Consider the following 19,466-nt stretch of genomic DNA (forward strand, 5'->3'; position numbering starts at 1 on the left):
CGCTGCTAAAGGAGTGTTGCCATGAGCGAGAAACTGGAATCGCAGACTTGCACGCCTTGCCGTGGGGGTATTCCTCCGCTGGAGCGGGCAGAGGCCGAGGCGCTATTGGTCGAGACGCCGGGATGGACGCTTGCCGATGACGCCGGCCGGCTTGAACGCAGCTTCACGTTTCGCAACTTTGCGCAGGCGCTGGAGTTCGTCAGTGGTGTCGGGCGGCTGGCTGAGGAGCAGGGGCATCATCCGGAAATCAGCTTTGGATGGGGGCATGCCACCGTGTCCTGGCGGACCAAGAAGATCAAGGGGTTGCATCGGAATGATTTTGTGATGGCGGCCAAGACTTCGGAGTTGGCGGCCGGGATGACCCAGGGATAGCGTTCTCGCCAGAAATCCCGATGACGCAACGCCACGGATGATGTGGCTCCCCTCGCTCACGCAGTGAGAGAGGGGAGAAGCCGGAGCCGCTATTTCAAATCTCCCGGCAAATCCACATCCCTGAACGCTCCCTCATCCTCGGTCAAGATCCGCGTCACCGGCTGCGCCTTCAAAAGCGCCCGCGCCCCCTCATCCCCATCGAGCTTCAGCAACTCCTCCCGCCAGGCCGCGCCAAAACCAACCGGATGCCCGCGCCGCCCATCCCGCCACGGCGCAGCGATCGTCTCGGGCGAGGTGATCGTCAACGCCACAGCGCGCACCAGCTCCAATGGCAGCCACGGCATGTCAGCCAGCGCGACTACCCACCCATGCGCATCAGGGGTTGCCGCCACCGCAGCGCGCAGCGCTGCACCCATGCCAGCCTCTGCCTCGGCAGCCTCGATCACGCGACAGCCACCACGCCTCAGCTCTTCCGCCAACGCAGGATTGCCGGGCCGGATCACGGCAATCGATTCGGGCAGCGCAGCCGCCAGCGTGCGCGCGCTGCGCCATGCGATGGTGCGGCCGTCAGGCAGCTTTTCCAGCAGCTTGTTGCGCTGGCCATTGGCGTCGAAGCGCCGGCCGAATCCGGCTGCCAGAAGAATCCCGGTTGGCAGGTCGGTCTTGATCAGCGGAGTATTGCGGGCAGCATTCATGGCGAAACTCACACTCAGGTGTCGCAGCTGCTGCCGGTTCCCGCGGCCAGTTCACGTGCCGCCTTGGCGCCTTCCACCTGCAGGATGTCGGGCAGCGAGACGTGGTTCTTGGCGGCCACGACTTCGGCAAGGATGGAAATGGCGATCTCGGGCGGCGTGCGGCTGCCGATGAAGATACCGACCGGACCGTGCAGCCGGGCAAGCTGTACGTCGTTGAGGTCGAATTCCTTGAGACGTTCGCGCCGGGCCTGGTTGTTGCGGCGCGAACCCAGCGCGCCGACGTAGAACGCGCGGGTGCGCAGCGCTTCCATCAGGGCCAGGTCGTCGAGCTTGGGGTCGTGCGTGAGCGCGATCACCGCGCAGCGCTCGTCGAGCTTCATGTCCGTCACGGTGTCGTCGGGCATGGTGCGGACCATCGTCACGCCGGGGATGTCCCACGTTTCCGTGTATTCCTCGCGCGGGTCGCATACGGTGACCTGGAAGCCCAGGCCCACGGCGATCTGGCACAGGTATTTCGACAACTGCCCGGCGCCGATCACCAGCATGCGATAGCGCGGGCCATGAATGGTCAGCAGCGAATTGCCGTCGAAAACGAGGCCGTCGGTGGCCTCGGCCGGGCCGAGCGTGGCCGTGCCGGTGGCCATGTCGAGCGTGCGTGTCACCAGCCTGCCGTTCTCGACGGCGTCGAGCAATTCCGCGATGCCGCTCGCCGGCTTGAGCGGCTCGGTCACCAGTTCGATGGTGCCACCGCACGGCAGGCCGAAGCGGTGGGCTTCTTCGGCGCTGATGCCGTACTTGACCGATTCGGGATGATCCGCGGTGATGCCAAGCCGGCGCACGCGGTCGATGAGATCGTCTTCGATGCAGCCGCCGGAGACCGAGCCGACGACAAGCCCGTCGTCGCGCACGGCCAGCATCGCGCCTTCGGGGCGGGGCGACGAGCCCCAGGTTCTGACTACGGTGACCAGCAGTACGCGGTGGCCTTCCTGCTGCCACCGTACGCTGCTTCTCAGGACTTCGAGATCCACGCTGTCCATGATCGCTTCCGCTTGGGTTCCTCTGTTTGTTGCGTGTCGCCGCCTTCAGGGGCGGCGTCTTGTTGTTGTGCGGCGTCATCGGGCGCAGACAGCGCCTCGGTGAAACGCGTGAAGAAGGCGTCCGCCATCTTGCGCGCCGCGGCGTCTACCAGCCGCGAGCCGATCTGGGCGATCTTGCCGCCCACCTGCGCATTGACCACGTACGTGAGAACCGTTTCATCGCCGTCGGGTTCCAGCGTGACGCGTGCGGACCCCTTGCCGAAGCCCGCAGCACCGCCCTGTCCGTCGAACTGGATCGTGTAGCTGTGGGGCGCCTGGATGTCCTGCAGTGCCATGCGTCCCTTGAACCGGGCCTTGACCGGACCCACCGCCGCCGTCAATGCGAGCTGGTAGGCATTTTCGCCGTCAGGCTCGATGCTCTCACATCCGGGAATGCACTGCTTGAGCAGCGCCGTGTCGTTGAGAGCCTCCCATGCCACTTGCTGGGGCACCGGCAGGCGCTGGCTCTGGTTCATTTCCATGGGGCGGATTCCTTGTTTATTTCATAGGTGAAACGAAGCCGCTGGCGCGGGGCCCATATGCGGCTCGGACAGCAAGCTCTGCAGTGCAAGCAGGCTGTCGAGATTGTGGGCCGGCCGCAGCGCGTCGACATGAGGCAGGATAGCCTGTACCCCGCGCGCCTGTGGTGTGAAGCCCGGATAGCGCAGCAGAGGATTGAGCCAGATGATGCGGTGCGCAAAGCGTCGCAGCCGCGCCATCTCGTTGCCGAGCAGTTCGATGTGTTCGTGATCGAGCCCGTCGGTGACGAGGAGCACCGTGGCCCGGCCGGACAGCGTGCGGCGCGCCCACTGGCGGTTGAAACTGGCCAGTGCTTCACCGATGCGCGTGCCGCCGGCCCAGTCGCGTACCTGCCCGGTGATCACCGCCACGGCCTCGTCGGGATCGCGTTCGCGCAAGGCGCGCGTAATGTTGGTGAGCCGCGTGCCGAACAGAAACACCGACAGCCGTTCGCGCGACAGCGTCAGCGCATGGCAGAAGTACAGCACCGCGCGCGAGTACTGGCTCATCGAGCCGGAGATGTCGAGTAGCAGCACGACCGGAGGCTTGCGTTCGGCGTGGCGGCGGTATTTCCAGCGCAGCCATTCGCCATGCTGACGTACCGCCAGGCGCGCGCTGGCGCGCAGGTCGGCATGGGTGCCACGGCTGGCCGGACGCAGGCGGCGCGTGCGTTCCATTGCCAGGTGCGCGCGGCGTTTGCGGATCAGGTGCTGCAATGCGCGCCATTCCTGCGCGGTCAGCGTTTCGAAATCGCGCTGCGCCAGGCGCTCCTGATCGGAGAAAGTCAGCGGTACCGCCATGCGTTCCGCTTCGGTTTGTTGCGGGCGCGAGGGCAGTTCCGGCTGGCGTGCCGCGAGTGCATCGGCGAGCCGGTTGCTGCGGCGCGGCGGCGGCGCGCCCGCATCGACGCGCGGCAGCAGCATCGCGCGCAGCTTGCCTTCCCAGTCGGGGTCGCGCCAGAACAGGTCGAAGGCGGCATCGAACAGCGGGCGCTGGTCGGGACCTGTGAGCACCAGTGCGGCGAGCGCTGCGCGCACGTCGTCGCGCTGGCCGATGTCGACATATTGCAGCGCTTCCAATGCGTCAATCGAATGCGCGGGGGACAGCGCGAAACCACCGTCATGCAGCAGGCGCATGAAATGCGTGACGTTGCGGGCCAGCACTGGCAGGGCGGGGCCAGGCCTGCTGGCGCGGGCGGGGTGCAGCGTGGCCATCGGTCAGGTCGCGGCTGATGTGCCCGCGAGCAGTTCGGCGACAGTGGGGCCGTCGGCGCGGGCCAGGTCATCCTGGTACTTGAGTAGCACGCCGAGCGTGTCACGCACGGACTGCGGGTCGAGTTCGGTGACGCCGAGCGCGGACAACGCGCGGCACCAGTCGATGGCCTCGGCGATGCCGGGGGCCTTGAACAGGTCGATGCCGCGCAGGCGGTGGATGAAATCGACGGCCTGCGCTTGCAGTTTCGCGGCGGCTTCAGGCGCTTTTGCGGCGACGATCTGGAGTTCGCGGTCGCGTTGCGGGTAGCCCATCCACTGGTACAGGCAGCGGCGCTTCAGGGCGTCATGCACTTCGCGCGTGCGATTCGATGTGACGATGATCAGCGGCGGACGCTCGGCGCGGATCACGCCGATTTCGGGAATCGATACCTGGTACTCGGAAAGTATCTCCAGCAGGAACGCTTCGAACGGTTCGTCGGCGCGGTCAATCTCGTCGATCAGCAGGACGCGTGGCGAGTTCGGTGCGGCCGGGTCGGGGAGCAGGGCTTCGAGCAGCGGACGCTTGAGCAGGTAGTCGTCGTGGTAGAGCGATTGCGCTTCGGGGCGCTCGCCGCGGGCTTCGGCTACGCGCAGGGCCATGATCTGGCGGGGGTAGTCCCATTCATATAGGGCGCTCGCTGCGTCCAGGCCTTCGTAGCATTGGAGGCGCAGCAGCCTCGTTCCCATGACTTCGGCCATGGCTTGGGCCAGGGCTGTTTTGCCTACGCCGGGTTCGCCTTCGAGGAATAGGGGGCGCTGCATGCGCAGGGCCAGGTATAGGACGGTGGCGGTTTCGCGGTCGGCGAAGTATTGGTGGGAGGCTAGTTGTGCGACGGTTTCGTCGATGGAGGTGGGTTGCATTGGGGCTTTTTGTTGCTGCATGCGTTGTTGCTTGGCTTGGCGCCGTGGCTATAGCCTCCTTCGGAGGCTACTTCTTCTTTGTCTCGCCAAAGAAGAAGCAAGAAAGGCGACCCCGTGATCGGCGACACCCCCTCGCACTCGGCCAGCTCCGCGGCGCTCGCGCAAAACTCGCAGCCTGAACGGCTGCTCAGACACTGCGCCAGCTGTCCGGGGCGCAGCCCCGGACGACCGCGGAGCTGGCCGAGCGCGAGGCGCCGATCAAAGGGGAGGGAAAGGCCACACCATCGTTGTGCTGACGGTGCGGGTTTCGACTTCCTGCTCCTTGAGCGGCACCTTCCTGCTCTAGCCTGCGGCCTCCACGGCTCTCGCTGCCAGCACCGGGATCAAGTGAGCGCGGTACTCGGGGGATGCGTGCAGGTCGGCGTTGAGGTTTGATGGATCGACCTTGACTGCTTTGGCTGCCGCTGACGTGAAGCTTGCCGCTAGTGCCTGTTCCAGCGGCTGACAGCGGAAGACGCTGTCGGCTGCGCCGGTGACGGAGACTCGCACATTGCCGCCGGTGCGCGCGACCATCACGCCGACCAGCGCGAAGCGCGAGGCCGGGTTACGGAACTTGATGTAGGCCGCTTTCTCGGGGATCGGGAAGCGCACGGCGGTGATCAGTTCGTCTGGCTCCAGCGCGGTTTCGTACAAGCCTTTGAAGAAGTCGTCGGCGGCGATGGTGCGGCGGTCGGTGACTACCGTTGCGTTGAGCCCCAGTACGGCGGCCGGATAGCACGCGGCGGGGTCGTCGTTGGCTAGCGAGCCACCGATGGTGCCCATCGCGCGGACCTGGCGGTCGCCGATGCCTTCGGCCAGTGCGGCCAGTGCGGGGATGCGCTGGCGTACCTCGGCGTTGGCGGCAACGTCGGCGTGGCGCGCGGCGGCGCCGATCACGACTTCGTTGCCTTCGACGCGGATATCGGCCATGCCGGGGATGCGTGCTACGTCGATGAGCGTGGACGGCGAGGCGAGGCGCAGCTTCATCGCGGCCAGCAGGCTCTGGCCGCCGGCCAGGAACTTGGCGTCGGGGTCGGCCTTGAGCTTCGCGACGGCCGCCTTGGCATCCGCTGCACGTTCAAACTGGAATGCGTACATGTCGGTTTCCTTTGTGGTTCGTCGGCGGACTCAGGGCTTGGCGGCCTGGATGGCCTGCCACACGCGATGCGGCGTGGCTGGCATTTGCAGGTCTTTCACGCCGAGTGGCGATAGCGCATCGACCAGCGCGTTGATGAACGCGGGCGGCGAGCCGATGGCGCCGGCTTCGCCGCAACCCTTCACGCCGAGCGGGTTGTGCGTGCACGGCGTGCCCTTGGCGGTTTCCACGGTGAAGTCGGGCAGGTCGCCCGCGCGCGCCATCGCGTAGTCCATGTACGAGCCGGTCAGCAACTGGCCGCTATCGCTGTCGTAGATGCACTGTTCCAGCATGGCCTGGCCGAGGCCCTGGCCGATGCCGCCGTGCACCTGGCCTTCAACGATCATCGGGTTGACGATGTTGCCGAAGTCGTCGACTGCGGTGAACTTCACGACTTGCGACTCGCCGGTTTCCGGGTCGACTTCGACCTCGCATACGTAGGCGCCCGAAGGGTACGTGAAGTTGGTCGGATCGTAGAACGCGTTTTCATTCAGCCCGGGCTCGAGCTTGTCGAGCGGGTAGTTATGCGGCACATAGGCGGTCAGCGCGACTTCGCCAAAGGTCTTGGTGCGGTCGGTGCCGGCCACGCGGAACACGCCGTTGCTGAACTCGACATCGGCATCGGACGCTTCGAGCAAGTGCGCGGCGATCTTCTTGGCCTTGGCCTCGATCTTGTCAAGCGCCTTCATGATCGCCGAGCCGCCCACCGCGAGCGAGCGCGAGCCGTAGGTGCCCATGCCGAACGGCACGCGGCCGGTGTCGCCGTGCACGATCTCGACGGATTCCAGCGCGATGCCAAGCCGGTCAGCCACGATCTGCGCGAACGTGGTTTCGTGGCCTTGCCCATGGCTGTGCGAGCCGGTGAATACCGTGACGGAGCCGGTCGGGTGCACGCGGATCTCGCCGACTTCGAACAGGCCCGCGCGCGCGCCCAGTGCGCCGGCAATGTTCGACGGCGCCAGCCCGCACGCTTCGATGTAGCACGAGTAGCCGAGGCCGCGCAGCTTGCCGCGCTGCTTAGCTTCGTCGCGGCGCGCCGGGAAGCCCTTCACGTCGGCGAGTTCCTGCGCACGTGCGAGGCAGGGCTCGTAGTCGCCAGTGTCGTAGGTCAGGCCGACCGGCGTCGCGTACGGGAAATCGCGGATGAAGTTCTTGCGGCGCAGTTCGGCCGGGTCCATCTTCATCTCGTGCGCGGCGGTTTCCACCAGGCGTTCGACTACGTATGTCGCTTCGGGGCGGCCCGCGCCACGGTAGGCGTCCACGGGCGCGGTGTTGGTGAACACCGCCTTCACTTCGGCGTAGATCGCCGGCGTGGCGTACTGTCCGGCCAGCAGCGTCGCGTAAAGGATGGTCGGCACGCTGCTCGCGAATGTCGACAGGTACGCGCCCATGTTGGCCGTGGTGTGCACGCGCATGGCCAGGAACTTGCCGTCGCTGTCGAGCGCGAGCTCGGCCTTGGTCACGTGGTCGCGGCCATGGGCATCGGTCAGGAATGATTCCGACCGCTCGGCCGTCCACTTGATCGGCCGGCCGACCTTCTTCGAGGCCCAGGTCAGCGCCACGTCCTCCGCATAGAGGAAGATCTTCGAGCCGAAGCCGCCGCCAACATCCGGCGCGATGATGCGCAGCCGCGATTCCGGCAGGCCCAGCACGAAGGCGCCCATCAGCAGGCGTTCGACATGCGGGTTCTGGTTGGCCACGTAGACCGTGTAGCTGTCGTCCTGGCGCGTGTAGCTCGCGTTGACCGCGCGCGGTTCGATCGCGTTGGGGATCAGCCGGTTGTTCACGATATCCAGCGTGGTCACGTGCGCGGCCTTGGCGAACGCGGCGTCGGTTGCGGCCTTGTCGCCGTGGCCCCACGTGTAGCAGGTGTTGGCTGGCACGTCGTCATGTACGAGCGTCGTGGCCGCGGCGGCATCGGCCGCGTTGACGACGGCAGGCAGTTCTTCGTATTGGACGTCGATCTTCTCGGCGGCGTCCTTCGCCTGCATCAGCGTCTCGGCCACCACCAGCGCCACCTGGTCGCCGACATGGCGCACCTTGCCTTGCGCGATGACGGGGTGGGGCGGCTCCTTCATCGGCGTGCCGTCGATGCTGTGGATCAGCCAGCCGCAGGGCAAACCACCGACTTTGTCGGCGGCCATGTCCTCGCCGGTCAATACGGCGATCACGCCGGGCGAATCCAGCGCCGCGCTCTTGTCGATCGACTTGATGCGCGCATGGGCGTGTGGCGAGCGCAGGAAGTAGCCGTAGCTCTGCTGCGGAAGCACGATGTCGTCGGTGTACTGGCCGTTGCCGGTCAGGAAGCGGAAGTCTTCCTTGCGCTTGACCGCCGTGCCGACGAATTTCTGCGATTCGGGTGCGTTCATGGCTGGCTTCCCTTACTCGGCGCTCGCGGCGGTGCCCGCGAGCATGGCGGCCTGGCCCTGCTGCACGGCCTTGACGATGTTGTGATAACCGGTGCAGCGGCACAGGTTGCCTTCGAGTTGCTGGCGGATGGTGGTGGCATCGGCATCCGGCCGCGCGTTCACGAGCGCCGTGGCTGCCATGACCATGCCGGGCGTGCAGAAGCCGCATTGCAGGCCGTGGCATTCGCGGAAGGCTTCCTGCATCGGGTGCATGGCCGGAGACCCGTTGCCCACGCGTATGCCTGCGAGGCCCTCAATGGTCGTAACCTCGGCGCCATCGGCCTGCACGGCGAGGATATTGCAGGACTTGACCGCGCGCCCGTCCAGGTGGATCGTGCAGGCGCCGCACTGCGCGGTATCGCAGCCGACATGCGTGCCGGTCAGCCGGAGCTGTTCGCGGAGGAACTGGACGAGTAGGGTGTTGGGTTCTACCTGAGCGTCAACGGCCTTGCCATTGACCGTCAGGCGGATCGGAATCGGCATGCTTGTCTCCATGAGGGGTGGAAGCGCATGACCAATTCCCAGGAACCCGAAAGAACAGCGCGGGACTGGCCACGACGCGGTACTGCCGTTTGCTACGGCTATTTCGTGATATTGGTGCTGCCGGTGCTGCCCACGGCGGCTGCCGTGCGGGAGGAAAACGGAAAACTCCCGGCGGCCGGCGAACGTTTGGCCGCGACGGGCTCTAACAGTTAATCACAAATCGCCGGGCGGTGCCATGCGGGTTCCCCGTGCCTCGAAAGGGGGGCGGCTAGAATGGCTGGCACCGAACCGGCACGCTCAGATACCCCGGCACCAAGACATGGAAGCCTTCTTCGACTGGCTGTTCGAGACCGTCGCCCTCCCCAAGGTGGGCCTGCCCGCGATCTTCGTCGTGAGCCTCGTGTCGGCCACGCTGCTACCGCTGGGCTCGGAGCCGGCCGTATTCGGCTACATCAAGCTCAACCCGGACATGTTCTGGCCGGCGGTGCTGGTTGCCACGCTGGGCAACACCGCGGGCGGTGCCATCGACTGGTGGCTCGGCTACGCGGCCAAGCTCGCGCTGGTGCGCTACCGCAAGCGGCGCCAGATGCGCGAGCACGAGCAGGAACATCGCGAACATCGCCGTCATGTGCGCAAGCCCACCAAGCCAAAGCTCGACGCACGCTACTTTCACTGGATGAAGCGCCTTGGGCCGCCAACGCTGCTACTGTCATGGCTGCCTGCCATTGGTGATCCTTTATGCACATTGGCGGGTTGGCTCCGATTGTCGTTCTGGCCGAGCCTGGCTTACATGGCGATCGGCAAATTCCTGCGATATCTGGCCATGACTGCCAGTCTGCTGTGGATTCCGGACAGTTTTTGGCACAACATTGCCCAGATGTTGCGGTCCTGGTTCTGAATGCTTGCGTGTCGGATGGTGCGCAGAGCGGCGCTAAACCCTTGTTCCGGCACGGGTTGTGCCATGTTGCGGCGCGGCGAAACCGTGCCATGCAGTACAATCGCCCTTTAATGAACGATCGGCGCACCCCTTCAGTGCGCAGCAGGAAGCGGTCCCCCCATGAACGCCCCACTCGTGCTCGACGCCAAGCTCGCCGCGCAGGACGCCCCTCCGCGCCTGCGTGAAATCCCCTATAACTACACGTCCTTCTCGGACCGCGAGATTGTCATCCGCCTGCTCGGCGAAGAGGCCTGGCGCATCCTGGACGAACTGCGCAGCGAACGCCGGACCGGCCGTTCGGCACGCATGCTGTACGAGGTGCTCGGCGATATCTGGGTCGTGCGCCGCAACCCGTACCTGCAGGACGACCTGCTCGAGAATCCCAAGCGCCGCCAGATGCTGGTGAGCGCGCTGCACCATCGCCTGGGCGAGATCGAGAAGCGCCGCGCGGCCGACCGTGCCGAGCACGCCGAGCCGGCCGCCGAGGACCGCTCGCACCGCGTGGAGCAGCTCGTCGCGTTTGCCAAGCAGGCGATCGAGGATTTCAAGAACGAATTTGCCGCCGCCTACGATCTGCGCAAGCGCGCGCAGCGCGTGCTGGGCCGCGTCACGCAGAAGGACAACATCAAATTCGACGGGCTGTCGCGTGTGTCGCACGTGACCGACGCGACCGACTGGCGTGTCGAGTATCCGTTCGTCGTGCTGACGCCCGATACCGAGGAAGAGATCGCCGGCCTGGTCAAGGGCTGTTTCGAACTCGGCCTGACCATCATCCCGCGCGGGGGCGGCACCGGTTACACCGGCGGCGCCGTGCCGCTGACGCCGATGAGCGCGGTCATCAACACCGAGAAGCTCGAACAGCTCGGCCCGGTCGAGGAAACCGACTTGCCGGGCGTGTCCCACAAGGTCGCTACGATCTTCTCCGGCGCCGGCGTAGTGACGCGCCGCGTGGCCGACGCCGCCGAGAAGGCCGGCCTGGTGTTCGCCGTGGACCCGACCTCGATCGACGCATCCTGCATCGGCGGTAACGTGGCCATGAACGCCGGCGGCAAGAAGGCCGTGCTGTGGGGCACCGCGCTGGACAACCTGGCCTGGTGGCGCATGGTCGATCCGGAAGGCAACTGGCTTGAAGTCACGCGCCTGGACCACAACCTCGGCAAGATCCACGACGTGGCGGTCGCCACGTTCGAACTGAAGTGGTCGGACGGCAACCGCGCGCCGGGCGAGAAGGTGCTGCGCACCGAGACGCTCGCCATCCAGGGCCGCGTGTTCCGCAAGGAAGGGCTGGGCAAGGACGTTACCGACAAGTTCCTGGCGGGCCTGCCCGGCGTGCAGAAGGAAGGCTGCGACGGCATCATCACGAGCGCGCGCTGGATCCTGCACCGCATGCCGAAGCACATCCGCACGGTGTGCCTGGAGTTCTTCGGCCAGGCGCGCGATGCGATTCCGAGCATCGTCGAGATCAAGGACTACCTCGACGCCGAGTCGAAGAAGCCGGGCGGCGCCATCCTGGCAGGCCTGGAGCACCTCGACGAGCGCTACCTGCGCGCGGTCGGCTATGCGACCAAGAGCAAGCGCAACGGGTTCCCGAAGATGGTGCTGATCGGCGATATCGTCGGCGACGATGAAGACGCCGTGGCGCGCGCCACCTCGGAAGTGATCCGCATGGCCAACGGCAAGAGCGGCGAAGGCTTTATCGCCGTGAGCCCGGAGGCCCGCAAGAAATTCTGGCTCGACCGTTCGCGCACCGCTGCCATCGCACGCCACACCAACGCCTTCAAGATCAATGAAGACGTGGTGATTCCGCTGCCGCGCATGGGCGAGTACACCGACGGCATCGAGCGCATCAACATCGAGCTGTCGATCAAGAACAAGCTCGCGCTGGTCGACGCGCTGGAAGCGTTCTTCGCACGCGGCAACCTGCCGCTGGGCCGCAGCGACGACGCCAACGAGATCCCGAGCGCCGAACTGCTCGAAGACCGCGTCCAGCATGCGCTCACGCTGCTGCGCGAGATCCGCTCGCGCTGGCGCTACCTGCAGGACCACCTCGACACGCCGCTGGCCACCGCCAAGGCTGCGCTGATCGGCCATGGCCTGGGTTTGCTCGGCCAGGCGTTCGATGCGCGCCTGCAGCAACAGCCGGACGCCAATGTGTTCCACCTGCTGCAGGACCGCACGATCCGCGTATCCTGGAAGAGCGAAGTGCGCGCCGAGCTGCGCAAGATCTTCAACGGCGGCGAGTTCAAGCCGATCCTCGACGAAGCGCAGGCGATCCACAAGCAGGTGCTGCGCGGCCGTGTCTTCGTGGCGCTGCACATGCACGCCGGCGACGGCAACGTGCACACGAACATTCCGGTCAATTCGGACAACTACGACATGCTGCAGGACGCCCACCGCGCGGTGGCCCGCATCATGGACCTGGCGCGTTCCCTCGACGGCGTGATTTCGGGCGAGCACGGTATTGGCATCACCAAGCTCGAATTCCTGACGGAGGACGAGATCGGCGACTTCCGCACCTACAAGCAGAAGGTCGATCCGCAGGGCCGCTTCAACAAGGGCAAGCTGCTGCCCGGCGCCGACCTGCGCAACGCTTACACGCCGTCGTTCGGCCTCATGGGGCATGAGTCCCTGATCATGCAGCAGAGCGATATCGGCGCGATTGCCGACAGCGTCAAGGACTGCCTGCGCTGCGGCAAGTGCAAGCCGGTGTGCGCCACGCACGTGCCGCGCGCGAACCTGCTGTACAGCCCGCGCAACAAGATCCTGGCGACCTCGCTGCTGGTCGAGGCCTTCCTGTACGAAGAGCAGACGCGCCGCGGCGTGTCGATCAAGCACTGGGACGAGTTCTCCGACGTGGCCGACCACTGCACGGTCTGCCACAAGTGCGCGACGCCGTGCCCGGTGAAGATCGACTTCGGCGATGTGTCGATGAACATGCGCAACCTGCTGCGCAAGATGGGGCAGAAGAAATTCAACCCCGGCACGGCAGCGTCGATGTTCTTCCTGAACGCCACCAGCCCCGAGACCATCAACCTGACCCGCAAGGTCATGATCGACTGGGGCTACAAGGCACAGCGCCTCGGCAACGAGGTGCTGAAGAAGTTCGCGAAGAAGCAGACCGCACACCCGCCCGCCACGGTCGGCAAGCCGCCGGTGCGCGAGCAGGTGATCCACTTCATCAACAAGAAGATGCCGGGCAACCTGCCCAAGAAGACGGCACGCGCGCTGCTCGACATCGAGGACAACGAGATCGTGCCGATCATTCGCGACCCGAAGGCGACCACGCCGGAAACGGAAGCGGTGTTCTACTTCCCGGGCTGCGGCTCGGAGCGGCTGTTCTCGCAGGTGGGCCTGGCCACGCAGGCAATGCTGTGGCACGTCGGCGTGCAGACCGTGCTGCCGCCGGGCTACCTGTGCTGCGGCTATCCGCAGCGCGGCAGCGGCCAGTATGACAAGGCCGAGAAGATCGTCACCGACAACCGCGTGCTGTTCCATCGCGTCGCCAATACGCTGAACTACCTCGACATCAAGACGGTGGTGGTCAGCTGCGGTACGTGCTACGACCAGCTCGCCGGCTATGAATTCGAGAAGATCTTCCCGGGCTGCCGCATCATCGACATCCACGAATACCTGCTCGAGAAGGGCGTAAAGCTCGAAGGCATCACCGGTACGCGCTACATGTACCACGACCCCTGCCACACGCCGATCAAGACCATGGATCCGACCAAGCTCGTCAACGAGCTCGTGGGCGGCAACGGTGCGGCCGGCAAGATCGAGAAGAACGACCGTTGCTGCGGCGAGTCGGGCACGCTGGCCGTGACCCGTCCGGATGTCTCGACGCAGATCCGCTTCCGCAAGGAAGAGGAGATGACCAAGGGCGCCGACAAGCTGCGCGCCGACGGTTTCACCGGCGACGTCAAGATCCTGACGAGCTGCCCGTCGTGCCTGCAGGGCCTGTCGCGCTACAACGAAGATGCGTCCGTGCAGGCCGATTACATCGTCGTCGAGATGGCCAAGCATCTGCTGGGCGAGAACTGGATGCCCGAGTACGTGGCCAAGGCCAACGCCGGCGGCATCGAGCGGGTGCTGGTGTGACGCGCGTCCAGGGCTGCCCCCTGTGCGAAGCCGACGGCGGCGAGCTCGTCTGGATGGGTGACCGCGCGCGCGTGATCCTGGTCGAGCACGACCGTTTCCCGGGCTTCTGCCGCATCGTCTGGAACGACCATGCGGCGGAACTGACCGATCTCGACGAGACCGACCAGGCCTGGCTGATGCGGCTGGTCGCGCGCGTGGAGCGCCTGGTGCGCGAAGTCATGACGCCGGACAAGGTCAACCTGGCCGCGTTCGGCAATATGGTGCCGCACCTGCACTGGCACATCATCCCGCGCTATCGCTGGGATACGCATTTCCCCGAAGCCATCTGGGCCGCGCCGCAACGTGCCGCGGACCCGGCACGCATGGCGGAGTTGGCGAGCCGGCTGCCGGCGCTGCGCACGGCACTTTCCGCACTGGCGGCCGACAGCTAAGCTACGCGGCGGCAACTGCCTTCCGGGCGGCGCGGCGGAACCGCGCCGCGCGGGATGCGTCTGAATCCCTGTTGTCGTCGCAAGGGCCGTCGCGGCCGTTGCTGTTTCCAGAAGAATAAGCCCGCCGTAGCGCCGCGGGCGTACCGCTGCCGCTATGTCCACTACACCGACTTCCGTCACCGTACCGGGCCCGGCCGTTCCCGCCAGGGCCCTCAAGATCCAGAGCCGGTTGCGCATGGGCGCGACCTGGGCGCTGATCAAGCCCTACTGGAAGTCCGAAGACCGCAAGGCGGGCCTGGGCCTGCTGACCCTGGTGGTCGCGCTCAACCTTGGCATCGTCTACATCAACGTGCTGCTCAACGAGTGGAACCGCGTGTTCTACAACGCGCTGGAGCAGCGCGATTACGCGTCGTTCAAGGTGCTGCTGCTGCGCTTCTCATGGATCGCGGCTTTCTTCATCGTCGCCGCAATCTCGCGGCAGTACTACACGATGATGCTGCAGATGCGCTGGCGTACCTGGATGACGGGCCAGTTCATGGGCCACTGGATGGGACACCAGGCGTACTACCGGATCGAGCAGACGCACACCACCGACAACCCCGACCAGCGTATTTCCGACGACCTGCGCCAGTTCACCGACGGCGCGCTGACGCTGTCGCTGGGGCTGCTCAATTCCGTGGTGACGCTGCTGTCCTTCGTCGGCATCCTGTGGACGGTGTCGGGCCCGATCAGCATAGCGCTGGGCGGCAACGAGTTCGTGATCCCAGGCTACATGGTGTGGTTTGCCGCGGGCTACGCAGTGATCGGCTCGCTGATTGCGCACGTCGTCGGCCGGCCGCTGATCGGCCTGAACTTCCAGCAGGAACAGTACGAGGCGGATTTCCGTTTCACGCTGGTGCGCCTGCGCGAGAACAGCGAACCCGTGGCGCTGTACCGCGGCGAGCCGACCGAGCAGGCCGGGCTGCGCGCGCGCTTCGACCGCATTCGTGCGAACTGGAACCAGCTCATGCGCTATACGCGGCGGCTGACGTTCGTGAGTTCGGGCTATGCGCAGTTCGCGATCATCTTCCCGATTCTGGTTGCGGCGCCGCGTTACTTCGCCGGCAAGATGACGCTGGGCGGCCTGATGCAGACCAGCTCGGCGTTCGGCCAGGTACAGGGCGCGCTGTCGTGGTTCGTGGATAGCTACGCGACGCTGGTCGGCTGGAAGGCCGCGGCCAACCGTCTGATCGATTTCCAGGAAGCGATCCGCGTCGCGGAGCGGCAGGACGTGACGCACACCGGCACGCGCGACATCGAGGTCGAGCATACCGGCGAATCGCAGGCGGGTATCGACGTCGACGGCCTTGGCCTCGCCCTGCCAGTGCGGGCGCAACGCGGCGCGAGCGTGGGCCAGCGTCCGCTGGTCGCACCGTTCTCGCTGGCGATTGCGCCGGGCGAGCGCTGGCTCGTAAGCGGGCCGTCCGGCTGCGGCAAGAGCGTGCTGTTCCGCGCGCTGGCTGGCATCTGGCCGTATGGCACCGGTACCGTGACCATGCCGGCCGGCGCGCGCATGCTGTTCCTGCCGCAGCGCAGCTACCTGCCAATCGGCACGCTGGCGGATGCGCTGGCGTACCCCGACGCGGGCACGGCTCACGACGGCGAATCTCTGCAGGCGGTACTGCGCCAGGCGCAGCTGCCACAGCTTGTCGACCAGCTCGACGTCTTTGACAACTGGTCGCTGCGGCTGTCGCCGGGCGAGCAACAACGACTGGCGTTTGCCCGTGCGCTGCTGCAGAAGCCCCAGTACCTGTTCCTCGACGAAGCCACCAGCGCGCTCGACGAGGAAACCGAGGGCGCCATGTACCGCCTGATGGTGCAGGCATTGCCCGAAGCGGCGATCATCAGCATTGCCCACCGCAGTACCGTGGCGGCCTTCCACGGCCGCCGGCTGCGCTATGTTCCCGAAGACGGTGCCGGCACGGCAGATGGGCAAGGTGGGGTGCCTGCGGTAAGCTATCGGGTCGTATGCGAGGCGTGACCGCGGACCGCGGCACGCCAATCCACCAGGCGCCCAAGCCGGCGTACCCAATATGGCAGGCCTCGAAAAAGATACTCCCCATCCCACCGCGCTGACCGTGCACACGCAGTCGCGCGTGCTCGAAATCGGCTTCGACAACGGGCGCAGCTTCCGGCTGCCGTTCGAGCTGCTGCGCGTGTATTCGCCATCGGCCGAAGTGCAGGGCCATGGCCCTGGCCAGGAAGTGCTGCAGACCGGCAAGCGCGATGTCGGCATTGCCGCCGTGGAGCCCGTGGGCAACTACGCGGTCCAGATCCGCTTCTCCGACGGCCACGATACGGGCATCTATTCCTGGGAACTGCTCTACCGCCTTGGCGACCAGCAGGAGGCGCTGTGGGCCGATTACCTGAAGCGCCTGGAAGCTGCCGGCGCCGACCGTGACACGCCCATGGCGGCGCCGGGCGGCCATGGCTGCGGCCATCACCACTGATCTGTACCCTCTGTACCTGGAGTCCGAGATATGAGCGAAACCCACTTCGGGTTCGAGAAGGTCGACGAAACGGAAAAGGCCGGCAAAGTTGCCGGCGTGTTCCATTCGGTCGCCAGCAAGTATGACGTGATGAACGACCTGATGTCGGGCGGCATGCACCGGTTGTGGAAGATGTTCACCATCGCCCAGGCCAACGTGCGGCCCGGCCACAAGGTGCTGGACATTGCCGGCGGCACGGGCGACCTGGCCAAGGCGTTCGCGAAGCAGGCCGGCCCGACCGGCCAGGTCTGGCTCACGGACATCAACGAGTCGATGCTGCGCGTGGGCCGCGACCGCCTGCTCGACAAGGGCGTCGTCACACCGGTGGCGCTGTGCGACGCCGAGCACATTCCGTTTCCGGACAACTACTTCGATCTGGTCACCGTTGCATTCGGCCTGCGCAACATGACCCACAAGGACGCTGCGCTGGCCGAGATGCGCCGCGTGGTGAAGCCTGGCGGCAAGGTCATGGTTCTGGAATTCTCCAAGGTGTGGAAGCCGCTGGAAAAGGCATACGATGTCTATTCGTTCCAGGTGCTGCCGTGGCTCGGTCAGAAGGTGGCCGGGGATGCCGCGAGCTATCGTTATCTGGCAGAATCGATCAGAATGCATCCAGACCAGACTTCACTTGTACGCTTGATGGAACAAGTTGGGCTGGAGAAGGTCGAATACTTCAATCTGACGGCCGGAGTAGTGGCGCTCCACGTCGGGCGCAAGTATTAAATCGCCATTCCTGGCTTGAATTCCGGCGGCTCAGCCTGAATTTGAGCGGAAACTGACAGGGGATCACTGAATATGTCATCACTTCGCGGAAAATTCCTGGTGGGGTCGCTGATTGCCGCGATCGCGTTGGGCATGGCGCTGGACGCCAATGCCAAGCGCATGGGCGGTTCGCGCAGCATCGGGAAGCAATCGTCCAATGTGACGCAGCAACGCCAGCAGGCGCCGGCTCAGCAAACGCCGTCGCAGCAGCCGGCCCAGCAACCTGCGCAGCAGGCTGCGCCGGCCACCGCTGGGGCTGCCGGCGCAGCCGCCGCCGCAGCCAAGCCCAAGCGAAACTGGGCCGGCATCCTGGGCGGTATTGCTGCCGGCGTCGGTATTGCGGCGCTGCTGTCGCACTTTGGACTGGCCGGCGCCGCCGCCAGCTTCCTGTCCAACCTGATCCTGATCGCGCTGGTCGCGTTCGTGGCAATCTGGCTGATCCGCAAGTTCCGGGGCGGCAGCCAGCGTAACCAGCAGCCGGCCTACGCCGGTGCGGGCAACGCGGGCGGCATGGGTGGCCTTGGCAACAGCGCCGAGCCGATGCTGCGTGAGCAGACGCCTTCGCCTGCGGCCAGCAATCCGGTGATGCCGGCTGCCGGCGCGGCCGCGGTCGCTGCCGATGCGGCCCAGCAGCCCTGGGGCGTGCCTGCGGACTTCGACACCGAAGCGTTCCTGCGCAACGCCAAGGTCCATTTCGTGCGCCTGCAGGCCGCGTGGGACGCCGGCAACCTGGACGACATCCGCGAATTCACGACGCCGGAAATGTTCGCCGAGATCAAGATGGACCTGGCCGAGCGCGGCGCGGAGGTCAACAAGACCGACGTGGTCACGCTCGAGGCGCAACTGCTTGGCATTGAATCCGCGCCGAACCAGCACCTGGCCAGCGTGCGTTTCTCGGGCATGATCCGCGAGCGGACCGGCGAAGCGGCACAGCCGTTCGCCGAGGTCTGGAACCTGGCCAAGCCGGTTTCCGGCACGGGCGGCTGGCTGCTGGCCGGTATCCAGCAGGAATCCTGAGTGTCGTCTGTGCCCCATGGCGGCGACGCTGTCGGGGAGTAGCTTAGAATGGAGGCCCGCGCGAAAGCGCGGGCCTTTTCCGTTTGGAGGCGGTGCGTGGCCCTGTGCGACGTCTGCCTGTCCAGCCGTGCGCCGCACGCCCATTGCCATGAATCCTCTGCCTTCCGCCCTGGCCGCGCCTGCCGTTGCCGCGCTGAACCACCTGCTCGAACAGGAGCCCTGGGCCCGCAGCCAGCTGGTGCCATTTGCCGGTCGCGTGATCCGCTTCGACGCCGCGGCATTCGCGCTGTCGCTGCGGGTGACCGAGGACGGCACGACGGAGCTGGCACCGGCCGCCGAAGCACCGGCCGTATCGCTGCTGGTGCCGTTGCAGCAATGGCCGCTCGTGGCCGCCGATGTAGCCGACGGCGGCCAGCCTGCGGCAATGCGCCATGTGCGCCTGGAGGGCGATGCCGAACTCGCCAACACGGTGTCCATGCTCGCGCGCAACCTGCGCTGGGACGCGGCCGAGGACCTGTCGCGCGCGTTCCGGGGCATTCTTGGCGGGCCGGTCAGCGATAGCCTGGCCCAGCGCATGGTCGATGGCGCGCGCCAGGTCCATGAGCAGGCCACGCGTGTGGGCCGCACGCTCGTTGAGAATGTGACCGAATACCTGCTGGACGAAAATCCGACGCTGGTGCGCCACGTGGCATTGGAGGATTTCAGTTCGGACGTGGGCCGCGTGCGTGATGATCTGGCCCGCCTCGAGAAACGCCTGGAGCGGCTTGAGCGCACCCGTCCAGCCGGGCCGGCGGCATTGCCGTCCGCCCATCGCTGAGCGCACCGCCGCATGACGCCATCTTTCGCTGCTGCCCG

18 protein-coding genes are annotated in these 19,466 nt (G+C 66.0%); 10 read left to right on the forward strand and 8 right to left on the reverse strand.

Annotation, left to right across the window (positions count from 1 at the left end):
* Window positions 1–21 precede the first annotated feature (21 nt).
* The gene (locus K2O51_RS14570) at window positions 22–372 is read left to right on the forward strand and encodes a 4a-hydroxytetrahydrobiopterin dehydratase (protein WP_011296607.1); all 351 of its coding nucleotides are present in this window, start codon (window positions 22–24) and stop codon (window positions 370–372) included.
* An 89-nt stretch (window positions 373–461) separates the two neighbouring features.
* On the opposite strand, the gene K2O51_RS14575 is transcribed toward K2O51_RS14570, so the two are convergent.
* The 8 genes from K2O51_RS14575 to K2O51_RS14610 form a co-directional block, all read right to left on the reverse strand.
* Window positions 462–1,067 (reverse strand): nucleotidyltransferase family protein, encoded by a 606-nt coding sequence (locus tag K2O51_RS14575; RefSeq protein WP_140948973.1) that lies wholly within the window; start codon window positions 1,065–1,067, stop codon window positions 462–464.
* 14 nt (window positions 1,068–1,081) lie between these two features.
* Window positions 1,082–2,104: an XdhC family protein gene (locus K2O51_RS14580; protein ID WP_140948963.1), complete on the reverse strand. Its 1,023-nt coding sequence runs from the start codon at window positions 2,102–2,104 to the stop codon at window positions 1,082–1,084.
* Entirely contained in the window at window positions 2,077–2,625 is a 549-nt protein-coding gene (locus K2O51_RS14585) for an SRPBCC family protein (protein ID WP_140948962.1), read from the reverse strand. The genes K2O51_RS14580 and K2O51_RS14585 overlap by 28 nt, the downstream gene beginning before the upstream one ends.
* A gap of 21 nt (window positions 2,626–2,646) precedes the next feature.
* On the reverse strand, window positions 2,647–3,876 hold the full coding sequence (locus tag K2O51_RS14590; protein WP_011296611.1) for a vWA domain-containing protein: 1,230 nt from the start codon (window positions 3,874–3,876) through the stop codon (window positions 2,647–2,649).
* Between the two features lie 3 nt (window positions 3,877–3,879).
* On the reverse strand, window positions 3,880–4,776 hold the full coding sequence (locus tag K2O51_RS14595; RefSeq protein WP_220631272.1) for an AAA family ATPase: 897 nt from the start codon (window positions 4,774–4,776) through the stop codon (window positions 3,880–3,882).
* A 342-nt stretch (window positions 4,777–5,118) separates the two neighbouring features.
* Complete coding sequence (locus K2O51_RS14600) at window positions 5,119–5,913, reverse strand: FAD binding domain-containing protein (RefSeq protein ID WP_140948961.1); 795 nt, start codon at window positions 5,911–5,913, stop codon at window positions 5,119–5,121.
* 30 nt (window positions 5,914–5,943) lie between these two features.
* Complete coding sequence (locus tag K2O51_RS14605) at window positions 5,944–8,319, reverse strand: xanthine dehydrogenase family protein molybdopterin-binding subunit (RefSeq protein ID WP_140948960.1); 2,376 nt, start codon at window positions 8,317–8,319, stop codon at window positions 5,944–5,946.
* Window positions 8,320–8,331: 12 nt separating this feature from the next.
* Window positions 8,332–8,841: a (2Fe-2S)-binding protein gene (locus K2O51_RS14610; RefSeq protein ID WP_011296615.1), complete on the reverse strand. Its 510-nt coding sequence runs from the start codon at window positions 8,839–8,841 to the stop codon at window positions 8,332–8,334.
* Window positions 8,842–8,868: 27 nt separating this feature from the next.
* On the opposite strand from K2O51_RS14610, the gene K2O51_RS14615 reads away from it, so the two are divergent.
* The 9 genes from K2O51_RS14615 to K2O51_RS14655 all read left to right on the forward strand — a co-directional run bounded on the left by K2O51_RS14615 (window position 8,869) and on the right by K2O51_RS14655 (window position 19,428).
* Complete coding sequence (locus tag K2O51_RS14615) at window positions 8,869–9,054, forward strand: hypothetical protein (RefSeq protein ID WP_220631273.1); 186 nt, start codon at window positions 8,869–8,871, stop codon at window positions 9,052–9,054.
* Between the two features lie 106 nt (window positions 9,055–9,160).
* Window positions 9,161–9,739: a YqaA family protein gene (locus K2O51_RS14620; protein WP_220631274.1), complete on the forward strand. Its 579-nt coding sequence runs from the start codon at window positions 9,161–9,163 to the stop codon at window positions 9,737–9,739.
* Window positions 9,740–9,898: 159 nt separating this feature from the next.
* A complete protein-coding gene (locus tag K2O51_RS14625) occupies window positions 9,899–13,873 on the forward strand; it encodes a DUF3683 domain-containing protein (protein WP_220631275.1) in 3,975 nt (1,324 codons plus the stop codon).
* Entirely contained in the window at window positions 13,870–14,304 is a 435-nt protein-coding gene (locus tag K2O51_RS14630; protein WP_220631276.1) for an HIT family protein, read from the forward strand. Before K2O51_RS14625 ends, K2O51_RS14630 begins: the two co-directional genes overlap by 4 nt.
* A gap of 154 nt (window positions 14,305–14,458) precedes the next feature.
* Entirely contained in the window at window positions 14,459–16,324 is a 1,866-nt protein-coding gene (locus K2O51_RS14635; protein ID WP_011296619.1) for an ABC transporter ATP-binding protein/permease, read from the forward strand.
* A 52-nt stretch (window positions 16,325–16,376) separates the two neighbouring features.
* Complete coding sequence (locus K2O51_RS14640; protein ID WP_011296620.1) at window positions 16,377–16,793, forward strand: gamma-butyrobetaine hydroxylase family protein; 417 nt, start codon at window positions 16,377–16,379, stop codon at window positions 16,791–16,793.
* Window positions 16,794–16,823: 30 nt separating this feature from the next.
* Complete coding sequence (ubiE, locus tag K2O51_RS14645) at window positions 16,824–17,555, forward strand: bifunctional demethylmenaquinone methyltransferase/2-methoxy-6-polyprenyl-1,4-benzoquinol methylase UbiE (RefSeq protein ID WP_011296621.1); 732 nt, start codon at window positions 16,824–16,826, stop codon at window positions 17,553–17,555.
* 72 nt (window positions 17,556–17,627) lie between these two features.
* A complete protein-coding gene (locus K2O51_RS14650; RefSeq protein WP_140948958.1) occupies window positions 17,628–18,611 on the forward strand; it encodes a Tim44 domain-containing protein in 984 nt (327 codons plus the stop codon).
* Between the two features lie 148 nt (window positions 18,612–18,759).
* The gene (locus K2O51_RS14655; protein WP_011296623.1) at window positions 18,760–19,428 is read left to right on the forward strand and encodes a ubiquinone biosynthesis accessory factor UbiJ; all 669 of its coding nucleotides are present in this window, start codon (window positions 18,760–18,762) and stop codon (window positions 19,426–19,428) included.
* Window positions 19,429–19,466 lie beyond the last annotated feature (38 nt).

This window comes from Cupriavidus pinatubonensis (genome assembly GCF_019602855.1).
Lineage (GTDB): Bacteria > Pseudomonadota > Gammaproteobacteria > Burkholderiales > Burkholderiaceae > Cupriavidus > Cupriavidus pinatubonensis.